Origin of the sequence: Nocardioides sp., from assembly GCF_035503875.1 — a bacterium.
Classification (GTDB): domain Bacteria; phylum Actinomycetota; class Actinomycetes; order Propionibacteriales; family Nocardioidaceae; genus Nocardioides.
In genome coordinates this window covers 13,652-31,007 of the sequence record NZ_DATJTA010000078.1, presented here as the reverse complement: position 1 = coordinate 31,007, position 17,356 = coordinate 13,652, and the positions used below count along the sequence as shown (strand labels likewise).

The following is a 17,356-nucleotide window of genomic DNA, read 5'->3' as shown; positions in this document are numbered from 1 at the left end:
GGTAGACCTTTCGTAGATCGTATATTCCATGCGGAGAATGGCAGAGCAGGTCGCCGCCGTCTCGCCGGTCTGGACCGTCTCTATTCCTGGACGGCCTTCGCGACGGCGACGCAGGTCGTCAGCCACGCACGGTCGGGCGCGCCCGGGTGGTCCTCGAGTTCCCACAGCACGTTGTGGAGCATCCGGACCACCACCCAGTCGCGGGCCCGGTCCTCGTCGAGGCCGGCGGCGTCGATCGCCGCGTGGAACCGACGTCGTACGCCGCCCCGCACGTCGCCGGCGAGCTCGTCCCACCGGTTCCACAGCAGCGGCGCGACCTCGTAGTGCGGGTCGCCGCTCATCGGCTTGGGGTCGATGGCCAGCCACGGCTCCCGGTCGGCGGCCAGCACGTTCGCGTAGTGCAGGTCGCCGTGGATCATCGTGCCGGTGCTCGCCGGGTCGGCGACCAGGTCGCGGGCGAGCGAGACCGCCTGCTCGACGAGCCGGTGCGGCACCGGCGCGTCCCGGGGCAGCTGCGCGAGCCGGTCGGTCGACTCCCCGACGTACGACGTCAGCGGCCTCAGCTGCGGCGGCGCGGGGACGTGCAGCCGCGCGTAGAGGCTTCCCACGATCTCGCAGGCCTCGACGTCCCACCGGTCGCCGAGGTCCTCGGGGTGCAGCCGCTCCAGCAGCAGCGCGAAGCGTCGCGGGTCGGCCCGCAGCAGGCGTACGGCGCCGCGTCCGTGCCAGTGCTGCAGCGCGAGGTGCTCGTGCTCGGCCTCGGGGTGCGGGACCGACACCTTCAGCACCGCGCGCTCGCCGTCGCCGGTGCGGACCGGGAGCACGACCGCGCCGGTCCCCCGCAGCTCCGCGCCGTCGGGGGCCAGCGCCCACTCCTCGAGCAGCCCGCGCGCGAGCGCTCCCGGGCCGTCGAGGCGCACTACTTCTTGGTGGTCTTCTCGCCGGGCTGCGTGGTCGCCAGCGCGGCCACGAAGGCCTCGGGCGGGACCTCGACGGTGCCGATGTTCTTCATCCGCTTCTTGCCGGCCTTCTGCTTCTCCAGCAGCTTGCGCTTGCGGGTGATGTCGCCGCCGTAGCACTTGGCGAGGACGTCCTTGCGGATGGCGCGGATGTTCTCGCGGGCGATGACCCGGGCGCCGATGGCGGCCTGGATCGGCACCTCGAACTGCTGGCGCGGGATCAGCTCCTTGAGCTTGCCGGCCATCATCACGCCGTAGGAGTACGCGGCGTCCTTGTGCACGATCGCGGAGAACGCGTCGACCGGCTCGCCCTGCAGCAGGATGTCGACCTTGACCAGGTCGGCGGCCTGCTCGCCGGAGCGCTCGTAGTCGAGCGAGGCGTAGCCCTTGGTGCGCGACTTCAGCTGGTCGAAGAAGTCGAAGACGATCTCGCCCATCGGCAGCGTGTAGCGCATCTCCACGCGGTCCTCGGAGAGGTAGTCCATCCCCTGCATGGCGCCGCGCTTGGCCTGGCAGAGCTCCATGATCGTGCCGATGTAGTCGCTCGGGCTGAGGATCGTGGCCTTGACGACCGGCTCGCGGACCTCGGCGATCTTGCCCTCGGGGAACTCGCTCGGGTTGGTCACCTCGAGCTCGGAGCCGTCCTCCATCAGGACGCCGTAGACCACGTTGGGGGCGGTGGAGATGAGGTCGAGGTTGAACTCGCGCTCGAGCCGGTCGCGGGTGATCTCCATGTGCAGCAGGCCGAGGAAGCCGCAGCGGAAGCCGAAGCCCAGGGCGCCCGAGGTCTCCGGCTCGTAGGTGAGCGCCGCGTCGTTGAGCTGCAGCTTCTCCAGGGCCTCGCGCAGGTCGCCGAACTGGTCGCCGTCGATGGGGTACAGCCCGGCGTACACCATGGGGTTGGGGTGCTTGTAGCCGCCGAGCGCGGTGGTCGCGCCGTGGTGCTGGGTGGTGACGGTGTCACCCACGCGCGACTGGCGCACGTCCTTCACGCCGGTGATGAGGTAGCCGACCTCGCCGACGCCGATCTTGTCGGCCTTGACCTGCTCGGGGCTGATCACGCCGAGCTCGAGGAGCTCGTGGGTGGCGCCGGTCGACATCATCTTGATCCGGTCGCGGTGCGTGAGCTCGCCGTCGACGACCCGGACGTAGGTGATCACGCCGCGGTAGGTGTCGTAGACGGAGTCGAAGATCAGCGCGCGGGCCGGCTCGTCGGCCTCGCCGACGGGCGGCGGCGTCTCCGCGACGATGTGGTTGAGCAGGCTCTCGACGCCCATGCCGGTCTTGGCGCTGACCCGCAGCACGTCGGACGGCTCGCAGCCGACCAGGCCGGCGATCTCCGCGGCGTACTTGTCCGGGTTGGCGCTCGGCAGGTCGATCTTGTTGAGCACCGGGATGATGTGGAGGTCGGCGCCCATCGCGAGGTAGAGGTTCGCGAGCGTCTGCGCCTCGATGCCCTGGGCGGCGTCGACGAGCAGGATCGCGGCCTCGCAGGCCTCCAGCGACCGGGACACCTCGTAGGTGAAGTCGACGTGGCCCGGGGTGTCGATCATGTTGAGGACGTAGGTGCCGGGCTCGGCCCCCTCCTCGTTGCCGTCCGGCACGGTCCAGGGCATCCGCACGGCCTGGCTCTTGATCGTGATGCCGCGCTCGCGCTCGATGTCCATCCGGTCGAGGTACTGCGCCCGGGCGGCTCGCGCGTCGACGACCCCGGTCAGCTGCAGCATCCGGTCGGCCAGCGTCGACTTGCCGTGGTCGATGTGGGCGATGATGCAGAAGTTCCGGATGATCGCCGGAGCGGTGCCGCCGGGAGGGGGCGCGGTGTTCGTGGGCACGGACATCTCTCGTTCGAGTGCTCGGGGACTTCAGGATTCTCCCACACGCCCCCGACGTTCCCGACCTTCCCGTCGGGGCTCACTCGGGGCTGGTGAGCGCCTCCTTGGTCTTGGCGATCGCGAAGCCCCAGCCCTGCTCGAGCGTCGGCTTCGGCGGGATCGCCACCTCTTCGGCGTTCGTGAGCACGTCGAGCAGGACCGGACCGTCGTGGGCCATCGTCTGGCGGACGGCGTCCTCGAGGTCGTGCGGATCGGTGACGCGGAGGCCGCGCATGCCGATCGCCTCGGCCACCCGGGCGAAGTCGGGGTTGTGCAGCACGGTGCCGAACTCCGGCAGACCCGCCTGCTCCATCTCCAGCTTCACCATGCCGAGCCGGGCGTTGTCGAAGACCACGAGCTTGACCGGCAGCTCGTGGCTGACCGCGGTGAGCAGGTCGCCCAGCAGCATCGACAGCCCGCCGTCGCCGCAGCACGCGACCACCTGGCGCGACCGGTCGAGCCCCGCGGCACCGAGCGCCTGGGGCATCGCGTTGGCCATCGAGCCGAGGTTGAACGACCCGAGCAGCCGCCGCTCACCGCTCATCCGGATGAAGCGGGCCAGCCAGGTGGTCGCCATCCCGGTGTCGACGGTGAAGATCGCGTCCGAGGCGGCGTACCGGTCGACCAGCCCGGCGAGCAGCTCCGGGCGCACCCGGCCCTCGGGGTTGTCGACCTTGCGGCGCAACAGCCCCTTCGGCTTGCTGTCGTACGACGGGTCCACGAACTGCTGCTGCCGCTCGCGCCACGCGTCGTACGACGACCGCGCCTCGTCGAGGTGCGCGCGGTCGGGCTTCGGGGCCACCCGGTCGACCAGCTCGCGCAGCGCCAGCCGGGCGTCGCCGACCACCGCGTGCTCGACGGGGGTACGCCGGCCGACGTGCGAGCCGTCGGCGTCGATCTGGACGGTGGCGGTCCCGTGCGGCAGGAACTCGGTGTAGGGGAAGTCGGTGCCGACCATGAGCAGCAGGTCGCAGCCGTCGAAGGCGATGGCGCTGGCGCGGTTGCCGAGCAGGCCGGACTGGCCGACCTCGTAGGGGTTGTCGTGCTCCAGGCCCTCCTTCGCCTTCAGGGTGAGCACCATCGGGGCCTGCAGCCGCTCCGCCAGCGCGAGCACCTCGTCCCGGGCGTGACGCGCACCCTGGCCGACCAGCATCGTCACCTTCGTCGCGGCGTCGATCGCCCGCGCGGCCTCGCCGACCGACTCGGACGAGGGCGGGACCGGCGGCTGCTCGACGACGAAGCGCGGGACCGGAGCGTGCTGGTCGACGGCGAGCCCGCCGACGTCCCCGGGCAGGGTGAGGACGGCGACGCCCCGCTGCTGGAGCGCGGCGTTGCCGGCCTGCTCGATCACGCCGGGGAGCTGGTCCGGACTGGTGATGGTCGCGCGGAAGACCGCGACGTCGGCGAACAGCGCGTCGTTGTCGACCTCCTGGAAGAAGTCGCTCCCGATGTCCGCACGAGGCACCTGGCCGCAGATGGCCAGCACGGGCGCGTGGGACTTCTTGGCGTCGTACAGGCCGTTGAGGAGGTGGATGGACCCCGGCCCGACGGTCCCCAGGCACACCCCCAGCCGCCCGGTGAGCTGGGCCTGCGCCCCGGCCGCGAACGCGGCCACCTCCTCGTGGCGGACTCCCATCCACTCGATCCGGTCCTCGCGCCGGATGGCGTCGGTGACGGGGTTGAGGGCGTCGCCGACGACGCCCCAGACCTGGGTGACCCCGTGCTCGGCCAGGGATGCGATCAGCAGTTCGGCGACGGTGCTCTCGGAGCGGCTCATGGGGCGCCGGTACCCGCTCCCACGGCAGGATGTCCCGGTGTCCACCAGCCAGACCCCGCCCGTGCCCGTCGGCCGCACCGCCCGCCGACTCGAGTGGGCGCACCTGCCGCCCCACGTCCGGACCCTCGTCGAGCGGGAGTGCGGCGCCCCGGTGGTCGACGCGATCTCGCAGGGCGGCGGCTTCACCCCGGGCTTCGCGTCCGTCCTGGTCGGAGCCGACGGGCGCCGGCACTTCGTGAAGGCCGCCTCGGCCAAGGCCCAGCGTGCCGTCGCCCACTCCTACCGCGAGGAGGCCCGCCGGCTCGCCGCACTGCCGACCGGGGCGCCCGCACCCCGGCTGCTGTGGCAGCACGACCGCGACGACTGGGTCGTCCTGGGCATCGAGTACGTCGACTCCTCGGCACCGCGGCGCCCCTGGCGGCTGCCGGAGGTGGAGGCGAGCGCGCGGATGCTCGAACGGCTCGCCGAGGCCCTGACCCCGGTGCCCGCGTCGCTGTCGCTCGACCCCGTCGCCGACGAGCTCGCCGACTGGCCGCGGGCCTGGGACCACGTCCGCGCGACCCGCCCCGACCTCCCGCACCTGGACGAGGCGGCAGGCCTGGCCGCCGGCTTCGCCGCGGTGACGGCCGGGGACACCCTGGTCCACACCGACGTGCGCGACGACAACCTGCTGCTGACCGCCGACGGGCGGGTGCTGCTGTGCGACTGGAACTGGCCGGCCGTCGGCGCCGCCTGGCTCGACACCGTGCTCCTCCTGCTCGGGCCGCGCGGGGACGGGCTCGACGTCGACGCCCTGCTGACCCGGCTCCCGCTGACCCGCGACGTACCGGCCGAGTCGATCGACACCTTCCTCGCCCTGGTCACCGGCTACTTCTGGCGCCAGGGCGACGAGCGGGTGCCGCCCACCTCGCCGTACCTGCGAGACTTCCAGCGCTGGCAGGGCGACGTCGCCTGGGCGTGGCTCGCCGAGCGCCGCGGTTGGGCCTGATCGGCCCGCGTGCGATTTGGGCGGCACCCCGCGCCGCTGTTAATCTCGTACGTCGCGTGTCTGGCCGCAGCCTGCGCCGACCGCGCAAGAAGACTTTGCAGCACGACCTCCCGGCAGCATCCACACCTACGACGAAGGCGCAGTAGTGGCGAACATCAAGTCCCAGATCAAGCGGAACAAGCAGAACGAGAAGGCGCACGAGCGGAACAAGGCCGTCAAGACCGGCCTGAAGTCCGCCATCCGCAAGTTCCGCGAGCTCGCCGAGGCCGGTGACAAGGAGGCCGCGATGGTCGCCGGTCGCGAGGCCACCAAGAAGCTCGACAAGGCCGCCTCCAAGGGCGTCATCCACAAGAACCAGGCCGCGAACCGCAAGTCCGCGATCGCCCAGAAGGCCGCCTCTCTCTGAGTCGCCTCCGCGAAGGCGCCGCCCCCTCGGGGCCGGCGCCTTTTTCGCGTTAGCGGTCGCGCAGGCCGGTGACCGTCAGCACCAGCCGCTCGAGGGTGTACGACGCGTCGCTCGCCGCGCCCTTGATGTCGGCGTCGGCCTGGGCCACCGCCCGGATGGCGCGGCCGATGCCGGCGTCGCTCCAGCCCCGGGCCTGCTCGCGCAGGGTCCGCAGCTTCCACGGCGGTACGCCGACCTCGCGGGCCAGGTCGGCGTCGCGCATCCGGCCGGGTGCCGACTTGAAGCGGGCCAGCCCGCGCGCGCTGCCCGCGAACGCCGAGGTGACCAGCACCGCGGCCGTCCCGCCCTCCAGCGCCCACCGGAGCTCCTCGAGCGCCGCCTGACGCCGCCCGGCGAACGCCGCGTCGGCGACCGCGAACGACTTGGCCTCGGCCCGGCCGCCGTAGTAGCGGCGGACCTTGTCGACGTCGATGGCCGCGCCCGCGAAGTCGTTGGTCAGCTGGTGGGCCGCCGCCGAGAGTGAGCGGAGGTCCTGGCCGACCGCCTGGACCAGGAAGGCGGCGCCCTCCTTGTCGATGCTGGAGCCGTGGCTGCGCACCTCGCTCGCCACGAAGGCGGGGAGCTCGGAGGCCTTCAGCTCCCCCGACTTGGACTCGGTGACGGTCGGCATCTTGCGGAGCTTGTTGAGCACGCCGGATCCCTTGGGACCGCCCCCATGCACGAGCACCAGGGCGACCTCGTCGGCGGGCGCGGCGGCGTACCCCAGCAGGCCCTCGACGGACTCCTCGGGGAGGTTCTCCAGGGAACGGACGACGACGCACCGGATGCTGGAGAACAGCGACGGCGCCGCCAGCTCGCCCAGCGTCGCGAGCGACAGGTCGGCCGCGGGCGTCTCGGCGAGCTCCGCCTCGGCGTCGTAGGCCCGGACCGCGGCCCGGACGGCCCCGACCGTGCGCTCGTTGAGGAACTCCTCCTTGCCGGTCACCAGGGTGACCCGGCCGAGGACGTCTGCTGCCTGGGGACCTCGCGTCATGGTGCGCTCAGCCTCCCACAGCCCACCGACGGTGCCGTACCGTCCTCCCGTCGCCGACGGCAGGAGCCCGAGCATGACCCGCACCTCGCTCGCCCCGCCGCTGCTGGCCGTCGCGGCGGTCCTCGTCGTGACCGACCTGGTCCTGCTCGACCAGGACCGGTGGACGGTACTGGTGTCCGTGGCCGCGACCGCCGCCCTGCTGGTCATCGCCCGGCGCGCCGGGCTCGGGGCCGCCGAGCTCGGCCTGGACCGGGCCCACCTGGGCCGGGGACTGCTGTGGGGTGCCGTCCCCTCGGCCATCATCGCGGCGGGCCTCGTGGCCGCGGCGCTGCTGCCCTGGCTGGAGTCCGCGTTCGCGGACGGTCGTACGCCGCAGGACGCCGGCGAGGTCGCGCTGAAGGTGCTCGTGGTGATCCCGCTGCGCACCGTCCTGCTGGAGGAGCTGGCGTTCCGGGGCGTGCTGTGGGGACTGCTGGCCGAGCGCCGCGGCGCGCCGGCGGCGACGTACTGGTCGTCGGCGGCGTTCGGCCTGTGGCACCTGCCGACCGCGTTCGTGGTGCTCGACACCAACGACGCGCTCGACGGCGCGTCCGGATCGGTCCTGGGCACGCTGGCGGTCGTCGGCGGGATCGTCGTGGCGACCGGGGTCGCGGGGCTGCTCTTCGCCGAGCTGCGCCGCCGCTCGGGCAGCCTGCTCGCCCCGGCCCTGGTGCACTGGACGACCAACGCCGGCGGCACGGTCGTCGGGTTCCTCCTCGGCTAGCTGACGTCGTCCAGCTGCTGGCTCGCGATCTCCTCCGCCAGCCGGTCGGTGTCGGCGTCGTCCCAGCCGGGCGACGGCAGGATCTCCGCCCACGCGCGCACCGGCTCCTGCCCGAACTGGTGCCCCTGGCCCTCGGGAACGTCGTTGGCGACCATCTGGTCGGCCGCCAGCTGCAGCATCGTGACCACCGGGATCCAGCGGATCTTCGGCGAGACGTCCCGGCCCCGCGGCTCGTCCAGCCAGTCCGGCTTGTGCAGGGCCAGCGACCACGTCCACCAGGTGATCGGGTCGTTGGCGTGCTGGAGGTAGCCGATCCGCGGCCCCTCCCAGGTCGGGTCGGGGCGCTGCCAGTCCTCCTGCTGGTCGCCGAAGCGGACGATCTCACCGCCGCCGTAGATCGGCAGCACCTCCGGCGTACCGGGGTCGCGCTCCTCGGTGAACTGCTGCCACAGTCGGTTGTTCCCGGTCGGTCCGACGAACAGCGCGCCGGACGTCCGCTCGGCCAGGTCCTGGGCGCCGCTGAAGGCCGCCTCACCGCCGAACGTGCCGAGGCTCTCGCCGCTCACGACCAGCTTGGGTCGCGCGTCCTCCGGAAGCTCCAGCCACCGTGCGTACACCGCCTCGAAGAGCAGCCGGCCCGCCTCCTGCGCCCGGCTGCCGTCGACGATGAAGGACATCCAGCTGGGCAGGTAGGAGTACTGCATGCTGACGGTCGCGGCGTCGCCGTCCCACATGTACTCGAGCGCGCGGGCCTGGTTCTCGTTCACCCAGCCGCGACCGGTCCCGGTGACGACGTTGACGACCTGCCGCTCGAACCCGCCGGTCAGCTCCAGCTCCTCGACCGCGCGCTGCGCCTCCTCACGGAGGTCGATCTCGCCGTCGGTGCCGACCCCGACGTACGCCCGCACCGGCTGCAGCGCCGGACGTCCGGTGAACGCGGAGATGGTCTCCGCGCTCGGCGCGTTCGCGATGAACACCCGGCCCTGGCGGCCGAGGTCCTCCCACTCGACCGACGAGGCAGGACCGGCGGACAGCGACGGGCTGGTCGGTGCCGGGACGTCGGTCGCGAACTCGTCGTTGATGGCGATGAAGGTGGCGTCCATGGTGGCGAGCACCCGCGCGGCCACCACGTCGTCGACGACGACCCAGCAGCACAGGGCGACCACGGCCGCACCGATGACGGCCGCGACGCGCTGCGGGAGCAGTCGCGACACCTGACGTCCGACGACCCGGCCCGCGAGCCGCAGCAGGCGCGCGATCGCGACGATCAGCACGAAGACCACGAGGCCGACGACCAGGAGCACGGGCACGTGGGCGAGATCGACCGCCTCCGTGCCCACCCGCTCGCGCAGGTCGTCCTCCCAGCGGACGTACCAGACCAGGCAGATCGCCGAGCCCACCACCGCGCCTACGGCGACGACCCACCAGAAGATCCGGCGGAGCCGCCCCTCCAGGTGCAGTCCGCAGCTGCGCAGCACCCAGCCGAGCAGCGCGCCCACGGCGTACCCCAGCGCGGCGGCGACGCCGCACACCAGGCCCTGGAACAGCGGGCTGCGGGGCAGCAGGGACGGCGTCAGCGCCAGCCAGAAGAGGACGATCGCACCGATGGTCGGCGCGATCGGACAGCGGAGTCGTCGGGCGACACGTCTCACCATGGCGCGATCCTTGCGCATTTGGCACGCGCTCGGGCGCTCATCGGACGCGGGTCACCACCTCCTCGCCCTCGACACCGACCACCAGGTCGCCGTCCCGGTCGGTGCGCAGCACCTCGACGCCGCCGTCCTCGAGGGGCTGCAGCACGCTCGCGGCCGGGTGACCGTAGTCGTTGTCGGCGCCCACCGACACCAGGGCGACATCGGCGTCGAGCGCCTTCAGGAACGCCAGGTCCTGGTGCCGGCTGCCGTGGTGCGGCACCTTCAGGACGTCGACCCGCAGGCCGGGCGCGCCGCGGGCGAGCGCGGCCTGACCGGGCGGCTCGAGGTCGCCGGTGAGCAGGACGCGCAGCCCGCGCACCTCCACGAGGAGCACCACGCTCGCGTCGTTGGCCGCGCTGCCGTCGCCCGGCCCGGCCCGCACCGGTCCGAGCGGACCGAGCACCTGGACGGTCGCCTCCCCGATCGTGCGGGTGCCGGGCAGGGCCGTGCGGACCGGGACCCCGGCGGCGACGGTGGCGGCGCGCACGACCGCCACTCCCGACGGCGGGTCGAGCACCGGCGTGGTCTCGACCACCCCGACGTCGCGCCCGTCCAGTACGCCGACCAGTCCGTCGACGTGGTCGGCGTGGAAGTGGCTCAGCACCACCAGCGGCACCGAGCCGACATCCAGCCGGTCCAGGCACGCGTCGACCGCCGCGGGGTCGGGACCGACGTCGACGACGATCGCCGCGCCGGGCGCGACCCGGACGGCGAGCGCGTCGCCCTGCCCCACGTCGCAGGCCGCGACCACCCAGCCCTCGGGTGGCCACCCCGGGGTCGGCAGTCGCACCGAGACCGCGAGCACCATCACCGCGGCGCAGACCAGGCCGGCCGAGCGATGACGGAGCACCCGGGGCGCCACCAGCGCGACCACGACCATCAGGACGGTGAGCCCCAGCAACGGCAGCACGCCCGTGCCCCAGTCCATCGCCGCGGCGGGCAGGTCCGCGCCCCGGCGTGCGACCAGCACGATCCAGGCGACGCACCAGCCCGCCAGGGTGCCGAGGACCCGCGCCAGCGGATCCGACACCAGGCCCACCAGCCCGCCCAGGAGACCGAGCACGGTGGCCGGCCCCACGACCGGGGCGACGAGCAGGTTCGCGGCGACCGCGACCAGGCTGACCTGGCCGGAGATGGCGGCGACGAGCGGCGTACAGGCCAGCTGTGCGGCCGCCGGCACCGCGACCGCCTCGGCCAGCGACCGCGGCAGCCAGCGGGCCATCGCGTCCCGCCAGCCCGGGGCGAGGACCAGGATGCCGCCGGTGGCGAGCACGGACAGCGCGAAGCCGATGGAGACCGCCAGGGCGGGCTGCACGAGCAGCAGCGCCGTCACGGCGACGCCCAGTGCCCGGAAGCCCCGGCGGCGGCCGTCGACGCCCATGCCCACCAGCCCGACCGTGCCCATCGCTGCGGCGCGGACGACGCTCGGCTCGGTGCGGGCGAGCAGGATGAAGCCGCAGATCCCGACCGCTCCGACCAGGTAGAGCCAGCGGCCGCGGACGCCGGCCCAGCGGCACACGACCAGCAGGAACCCCACCACCAGGGTCAGGTTGGTGCCGGACACGGCCAGCAGGTGGGTCAGCCCCGTAGCCCGGAAGTCGTCGGCGAGCCCGGGGTCGAGGCCCGCGTCGTCGCCGTCGACCAGCGCGGGCACCAGTGCCCGCTGGTCCGGCGGGCGGTGGGCGACCGCGTCGCGGATCGAGCTGCGGACCCGGTCGGCGCCTCGCCACCACACATCGGGCTCGGCCAGCACGACCGGGTCGCCCGCCGCTCCGAGGACCGCGGCGGCGTCGCCGTCGTCGGAGGGCGAGAGCCGACCCGTCGTGCGCACCGTGGTCCCGAGCGGGACCTCGCGCCAGGCCTCGTCCCCGAGCAGCACGACCGGCGTCGCGAGGGAGTACGACGCGCCACGACCCGTGACGTGCCGGACCTCCAGGCGCAGCAGCACCTGGTCGGCGTACCGGCCGGTGACGACCCGGGGGTCGGACGTCACCGTCGCCTCCAGCGTCGCCACGGCGCCGTCGGCCGCCAGCCGAGCGACCGGGTTGCCGGCGACCTGCTCGGCGCGGAGCAGGGCGGCGCCCGCGACTGCCGTCCCCACGAGCAGCACCGCGAGGGCCGTCAGCGCCGCCCGCCGGCCCCGTCGCCGCGCCAGGACCGGGACCGCCGCCAGCACCGCGACCGCCGCAGCGGCGGCGGCCGGCCGGCTCCCGAGGTGACCGAGGAGCGCACCGAGCCAGGCCGCCAGCGCGAGCAGCGGCATCCGGAGGTCGGGTGGTTCCCGCGTCCCGGCGGGATCGAGCCGCACCTCACCCCCACCTCACACCGTGACGTGCGGGGTGATCGTGGCGAGCGTCTTGTCGCCGATGCCGTCGACCTCGAGCAGCTCCTGGACCGCGGTGAATCCGCCGTGCTCGTCCCTCCAGGTCACGATCGCCTGGGCCGTCACCGGACCCACCTCGGGCAGCAGCTCGAGCTCGGCGGCCGTCGCGGTGTTCAGGTTGACCAGGGCACCCGCCGCCGGCGCGGCGGCGCCCGGCACGGAGGCCACTGCAGGCCGCGCGGGCTCGCCGACCAGGATCTGCTCGCCGTCGACCAGCACCCGGGCCAGGTTGAGCGGGGACAGGTCGACTCCGCGTCGCGCTCCCCCGGCAGCCTCGAGTGCGTCGACCACCCGGGCGCCGGCGTCGAGGACGGCGATGCCGGGGCGTCGTACCTTGCCGGCGACGTCGACGGTCACGGTCCCCGCGGACGGGGTCGCGCCACCGGTCGCCGGCGCGGCGGTGGGGGCCGGCGGCTGGAGCGCGGCCGGCGAGGCGTCCGGGACCGGCGCTGGGCTCCCGGCGGCATCGATCCGGCCCGGCGCGGGCTCGGCGTCGCCGCGCACCACCCACCAGCAGGTCACCCCCAGCCCGAGCGCGACGAGCACCGCGACGACCGCCACGTGGGACGGCCCCAGGCCGACCGGTCCGCGGAGCGTCTCCGGCAGCAGGCCCGCCACGAGCCGCCCCGGCGCCAGCCGGCGCCGGGCGGCGTGCCGGCCGGGCACGGGCAGCTCCGGCCCCGGAGGAGGCTCCGGATCCGGCGCGCTCGGCCACGCCTCCCGGGCGTGCTGCGCCCACCAGTCGTCGGGCTCGTCCGGCACCTCGACGACGGCCTCCTCGACGACCGGCTCCGGCTCTGCGCGGGAGGTGGCCAGCTCGGCGCTCAGCTGCGCCAGCCGTCGGGCGACGGCCTCCTGGTGCTCGGGGCTCGGGCGTCGGGTGCGCATGCGACGAACCTAGGAAGACCGGACCCCCACCCGCAGCCGCCGACGCCAGCCCTGTGGAGAACCGGCCACGCGACCACCCTGTGCACCACCCCCGGCCCCCACGCCGAGTCGGCAGAACTTGCGCGTCGAGTCGGCAGAACTTGCGCACAGATCCCGCCGATCTGTCAGCAAGTACTGCCGACTCGGCGTGGGTCAGGTGAGAGGTCAGGTGAGGCGGGGGGCGACGCAGACGGCGATCATGCCGGGGCCCACGTGGGCGCCGAGGACCGCGCCGAGCTCGCCGCACCAGATCGGGCGGTCGCCCTCGGGACCCGCGAGGTTGGGGGCGAGGCGCCCCGAGAGTCGCTCGACGAGCTGCTCGGCACGCTCGGCGTTGGCGAGGTGGCCGACCCAGACGTCGACCTGCTCCTCACCGGCGGCCGCGACGGCGATCTCCTCGAGGCGGCCGAGCGCGCGGGTCGAGGTGCGGACCCGCTCCAGCGAGGCGACCTTGCCGTCCTCGATCTGCAGCAGCGGCTTGACCGCCAGCGCGCCGCCGAAGAGGGCGGCGGCGGCACCGATCCGGCCACCGCGACGCAGGTACTCGAGGGTGTCGACGTAGAAGAGCGAGACCGAAGCGGCGGCGCGGGCGCGCGCGGCCTCGGCGGCCTCGTCGGCGGTGCCTCCGGCGGCGACGACCTCGGCCGCCGCGAGCGCGGCGAAGCCCGTCGCCACCCCGACCTGGCGGCTGTCGACGGCCAGCACCCGCACGGGCGCCTCTCGCGCCGCGAGCTGCGCCGACTCGTAGGTGCCGCTCATGTCGCCGGAGAGGTGCACGGAGACGATCTCGGTGGCTCCCTCCCGGGCGGCCTCCTCGTACACCGCGCGCATCGTCGCCGGCGAGGGGCGCGACGTACTCACCGGCGTCCACGCGCGGAGCGCCTCCGCGAGCCGTGCCGGGGTCGCCTCCGGTGACCCCTCGTCGTACACCTCGGCGCCGATCACGACCTGGAGCGGTACGACGATGATCCCGTGCTCGGCCGCCACCTCCGCGGGGAGGCTGGCGGTCGAGTCGGTGACGATCACGACCGGCATGCGCCGCACCCTAGACCACCGCGCGCGAGCACGGCTCAGACGACGACGTTGACCAGCTTGGGCGCGCGCACGATCACCTTGCGCACGGGCTTCCCGTCGATGGCGCGTACGACGCCCGCGTCGGCCAGCGCGAGCGCCTCCAGGTCGGCCTCGGAGATGTCGGGGGCGACCTCGAGCCGGGCCCGCACCTTCCCCTGGACCTGGACGACGGCGGTCACCGAGTCCTCGACCAGCAGCGCCGGGTCGACCACCGGCCAGCCCGCACGGGCGACCGTGGGCTCGTGGCCCAGGCGCTCCCACATCTCCTCCGCGGTGTACGGCGCCACCAGCGACAGCAGGATCGCCACCGCCTCGGTCGCCTCGCGGACCGCCGGGTCGGCAGGGCCGCAGCCAGAGTCGATCGCCTTGCGAGTGACGTTGACCAGCTCCATGGTCCGCGCGACCACCACGTTGAACCGGTGCGCCTCGATCAGCTGCTCGGCCTCGTGCAGCGTCTTGTGCGTGGCGCGGCGCAGCGCCAGGTCACCGCCGTCGGCGGACGCGCCCACCTCGGAGGTCACGTCGCCGGACAGCCGCCAGGCGCGCTGCAGGAACTTCACCGCGCCCCCCGGTGACATGTCGGCCCAGTCGATGTCGTCCTCGGGCGGGCCGGCGAAGACCATGGTCAGCCGGACGGCGTCCACGCCGTACCGGTCGATCATCTCGCCCAGGTTGACGCCGTTGCCCAGCGACTTCGACATCGCCTTGCCCTGGTTGATCACCTGCCCCTGGTTCAGCAGCGCGGTGAACGGCTCGACGAAGTCGATCATCCCCATGTCGTGCAGGACCTTGGTGAAGAACCGGCTGTAGAGCAGATGCAGGATCGCGTGCTCGACGCCGCCGACGTACTGCGCGACAGGCATCCACTCGCGAGCCTGGGCCGGGTCGAACGGGCCCTCGGTGTAGGACGGGTCGAGGTAGCGCAGGAAGTACCACGACGAGTCGACGAAGGTGTCCATCGTGTCGCTGTCGCGCTTGGCCGGACCGCCGCACTGCGGGCAGTCCACGTTGACCCAGTCCTCGGCCGCGGCCAGCGGGGAGGTGCCCTTCGGCTTCAGGTCGGCGCCCTTGAGGTTGTCGGGCAGCCGGACCGGCAGCTGGTCCTCGGGCACCGCGACCTCGCCGCAGTCGGCGCAGTGGATGATCGGGATCGGCGCGCCCCAGAAGCGCTGCCGGCTCAGCAGCCAGTCGCGCAGCCGGAAGTTGACCGTGCCGGTGCCGCGGCCGTCGGCCTCCAGCTGTTCGATGATCCGGCTGATCCCGGCGGTCTTGTCCGCCAGGCCGTCCAGGGCGCCGCTGTTGACGTAGGCGCCGTCGCCGGTGGTGGCGACGTACGTCTCCTCCGGGTTGTCCTCCCCCGTGTCGACGACCCGGCGCACCGGCAGCCCGAAGGCCTTCGCGAAGTCGAGGTCGCGCTGGTCGTGCGCGGGCACGGCCATGATCGCGCCGGTGCCGTAGTCGGCCAGCACGTAGTCCGAGGCCCACACCGGCATCTGCTCGCCGGTGACCGGGTTGGTCGCGGTGACGCCCAGGTCCACGCCGGACTTGGGCCGGTCGGTGGCCAGCCGGTCGATGTCGCTGGCCTTGCGCACCTCGGCGAGGTACGACGCCAGCGCGTCGGCCTGGCCGGGGGCGACGATGTCGGCCGCCAGCTTCGCGTCGGCGGCGACGACCATGAACGTGGCGCCGTACAGCGTGTCCGGATGGGTCGTGAAGACCGTGACCGTGCGGGTCGAGCCGTCGGCCAGCGCGATGTCGAAGTCGACGTGCGCGCCCTCGGACCGGCCGATCCAGTTGCGCTGCATGGCCAGCACGCGCTCCGGCCAGGTCTCGGCCAGGTCGTCCATGTCGTCCAGCAGCCGCTGGGCGTACTCGGTGACCTTGAAGTACCACTGGTTCAGCTCGCGCTTGGTGACCTCGGCGCCGCAGCGCTCGCACATCCCCTGCACGACCTGCTCGTTGGCCAGCACGGTCTGGTCGTTCGGGCACCAGTTGACCGGGCTGTTCTTGCGGTAGGCCAGCCCGCGCTCGCGGAACTTCAGGAACAGCCACTGGGTCCAGCGGTAGTACTCCGGGTCGGAGGTGTGCAGCCGGCGCGACCAGTCGAAGGAGACGGCGTACCGGCGGAACGACTCGGCCTGGGTCTCGATGTTGGCGTAGGTGTACGTCGAGGGATGCTCGTCGTTGCGGATCGCGGCGTTCTCCGCGGGCAGACCGAAGGAGTCCCAGCCGATGGGGTTGAGGACGTCGTACCCCTGCTGCCACCAGTAGCGCGCGATCACGTCGTGCAGCGCCATCACCTCGGCGTGGCCCATGTGCAGGTCGCCGGAGGGGTAGGGGAACATCGTCAGCGCGTAGCGCTTCTCGGCGCCCTCGGCCGCCGAGCCGGCGCGGAACGAGTCGAGGCGCTCCCAGATCGGCCGCCACTTGTCCTGCACGGTGGCGACGTCGAAGGTCTGCTCGGCGTGGGCCTGCTCGGCGACCGGGGTCTGCTCGCTCATCTGGTTACTCTCTCGCGCTCTCTCGTCTGTCTGCTCCGGACACGAAAAAGCCCCTCGCACAGAGGGGCTGCCGCGTCGGGTCTTGCTCGACGCGGCTAGGTAAGGAGCAGGGTCCTGGGCACGAGGCCATGGTACCGCCTGCCGCGCGGCCCCTACGATCGCGGGCATGGCCGACAACCCGATCACCGACCTGTTCCGACTCGACGGCAAGGTCGTCGTCGTCACCGGCGCCTCCAGCGGCCTCGGCGTCGCCTTCGCGCAGGGCTTCGCGGAGGCCGGGGCCGACGTGGTGCTGGGCGCCCGCCGTGCCGACCGGCTCACCGAGACCGCGTCGCTCGTCGAGGCCGCCGGCCGCCGCGCGCTGTCGGTCCAGACCGACGTGGCCGACCCCGACGCGTGCACGAACATCGTGGCGCTGGCGATGGAGGAGTTCGGGCACGTCGACGTCCTCGTCAACAACGCCGGCATCGGTACGGCGGTCCCGGCGACCCGCGAGACGCCCGAGCAGTTCCGCCAGGTCATCGACGTCAACCTCAACGGCTGCTACTGGATGGCGCAGGCCTGCGGGCGCGTGATGCAGCCCGGCTCCAGCATCATCAACATCTCCTCGGTCCTGGGGATCACCACCGCGGGTCTGCCGCAGGCGGCGTACGCCGCGTCCAAGGCGGGCCTGATCGGCCTGACCCGCGACCTGGCCCAGCAGTGGACCGGCCGCAAGGGCATCCGCGTCAACTCGATCGCACCCGGCTTCTTCACCTCGGAGATGACCGACCAGTACCCGCCCGGCTACCTGGAGTCCCAGGGCTCCCGGATGCCCGCCGGCCGCAAGGGCGACCCGCGCGAGCTCGCCGCGACCGCGGTCTTCCTCGCCTCCCCCGCGGGCGGCTACATCACCGGCCAGACCCTCGCCGTCGACGGCGGACTGACCATCACCTGACCCCGACGCCGCCGAGTCGGCAGTAGTTGCGCGCCGAGTC

13 protein-coding genes are annotated in these 17,356 nt (G+C 73.3%); 4 read left to right on the top strand and 9 right to left on the bottom strand.

Annotation, left to right across the window (positions count from 1 at the left end; all coding sequences use genetic code 11):
* Positions 1-80: 80 nt before the first annotated feature.
* From VMF51_RS17695 to VMF51_RS17685, 3 genes are all read right to left on the bottom strand, one after another.
* Positions 81-920 (bottom strand): aminoglycoside phosphotransferase family protein, encoded by an 840-nt coding sequence (locus VMF51_RS17695; RefSeq protein ID WP_325475778.1) that lies wholly within the window; start codon positions 918-920, stop codon positions 81-83.
* Complete coding sequence (gene lepA / locus VMF51_RS17690) at positions 920-2,800, bottom strand: translation elongation factor 4 (protein WP_414689483.1); 1,881 nt, start codon at positions 2,798-2,800, stop codon at positions 920-922. Before lepA ends, VMF51_RS17695 begins: the two co-directional genes overlap by 1 nt.
* 73 nt (positions 2,801-2,873) lie before the next feature.
* A complete protein-coding gene (locus VMF51_RS17685) occupies positions 2,874-4,610 on the bottom strand; it encodes a thiamine pyrophosphate-dependent enzyme (RefSeq protein ID WP_325475776.1) in 1,737 nt (578 codons plus the stop codon).
* Positions 4,611-4,647: 37 nt separating this feature from the next.
* Here VMF51_RS17685 and VMF51_RS17680 point away from each other — a divergent pair, with 37 nt between their 5' ends.
* Positions 4,648-5,598 carry a hypothetical protein gene (locus VMF51_RS17680; protein ID WP_325475775.1) on the top strand — a complete coding sequence of 317 codons (951 nt, stop codon included), beginning with the start codon at positions 4,648-4,650 and terminating at the stop codon, positions 5,596-5,598.
* 145 nt (positions 5,599-5,743) lie between these two features.
* Positions 5,744-6,004 carry a 30S ribosomal protein S20 gene (gene rpsT, locus VMF51_RS17675; protein WP_325475774.1) on the top strand — a complete coding sequence of 87 codons (261 nt, stop codon included), beginning with the start codon at positions 5,744-5,746 and terminating at the stop codon, positions 6,002-6,004.
* 49 nt (positions 6,005-6,053) lie between these two features.
* On the opposite strand, the gene holA is transcribed toward rpsT, so the two are convergent.
* Positions 6,054-7,112 (bottom strand): DNA polymerase III subunit delta, encoded by a 1,059-nt coding sequence (gene holA, locus VMF51_RS17670; RefSeq protein WP_325475773.1) that lies wholly within the window; start codon positions 7,110-7,112, stop codon positions 6,054-6,056.
* On the opposite strand from holA, the gene VMF51_RS17665 reads away from it, so the two are divergent.
* The gene (locus VMF51_RS17665) at positions 7,111-7,800 is read left to right on the top strand and encodes a CPBP family intramembrane glutamic endopeptidase (protein ID WP_325475772.1); all 690 of its coding nucleotides are present in this window, start codon (positions 7,111-7,113) and stop codon (positions 7,798-7,800) included. The genes holA and VMF51_RS17665 overlap by 2 nt on opposite strands.
* Here the strand turns inward: VMF51_RS17665 and VMF51_RS17660 are convergent.
* The 5 genes from VMF51_RS17660 to leuS all read right to left on the bottom strand — a co-directional run bounded on the left by VMF51_RS17660 (position 7,797) and on the right by leuS (position 16,379).
* Positions 7,797-9,455 carry an alpha/beta hydrolase gene (locus VMF51_RS17660; RefSeq protein ID WP_325475771.1) on the bottom strand — a complete coding sequence of 553 codons (1,659 nt, stop codon included), beginning with the start codon at positions 9,453-9,455 and terminating at the stop codon, positions 7,797-7,799. The genes VMF51_RS17665 and VMF51_RS17660 overlap by 4 nt on opposite strands.
* Positions 9,456-9,492: 37 nt before the next feature.
* Positions 9,493-11,802, bottom strand: a complete 2,310-nt coding sequence (locus VMF51_RS17655; RefSeq protein ID WP_325475770.1) for a ComEC/Rec2 family competence protein — start codon at positions 11,800-11,802, stop codon at positions 9,493-9,495.
* A gap of 12 nt (positions 11,803-11,814) precedes the next feature.
* Positions 11,815-12,765: a ComEA family DNA-binding protein gene (locus tag VMF51_RS17650; RefSeq protein ID WP_325475769.1), complete on the bottom strand. Its 951-nt coding sequence runs from the start codon at positions 12,763-12,765 to the stop codon at positions 11,815-11,817.
* Positions 12,766-12,969: 204 nt separating this feature from the next.
* Complete coding sequence (locus VMF51_RS17645) at positions 12,970-13,839, bottom strand: DegV family protein (RefSeq protein ID WP_325475768.1); 870 nt, start codon at positions 13,837-13,839, stop codon at positions 12,970-12,972.
* 35 nt (positions 13,840-13,874) lie between these two features.
* Positions 13,875-16,379 carry a leucine--tRNA ligase gene (gene leuS / locus VMF51_RS17640; RefSeq protein ID WP_325475767.1) on the bottom strand — a complete coding sequence of 835 codons (2,505 nt, stop codon included), beginning with the start codon at positions 16,377-16,379 and terminating at the stop codon, positions 13,875-13,877.
* 166 nt (positions 16,380-16,545) lie between these two features.
* Here leuS and VMF51_RS17635 point away from each other — a divergent pair, with 166 nt between their 5' ends.
* Positions 16,546-17,316 carry a 3-oxoacyl-ACP reductase family protein gene (locus VMF51_RS17635; protein ID WP_325475766.1) on the top strand — a complete coding sequence of 257 codons (771 nt, stop codon included), beginning with the start codon at positions 16,546-16,548 and terminating at the stop codon, positions 17,314-17,316.
* Positions 17,317-17,356 lie beyond the last annotated feature (40 nt).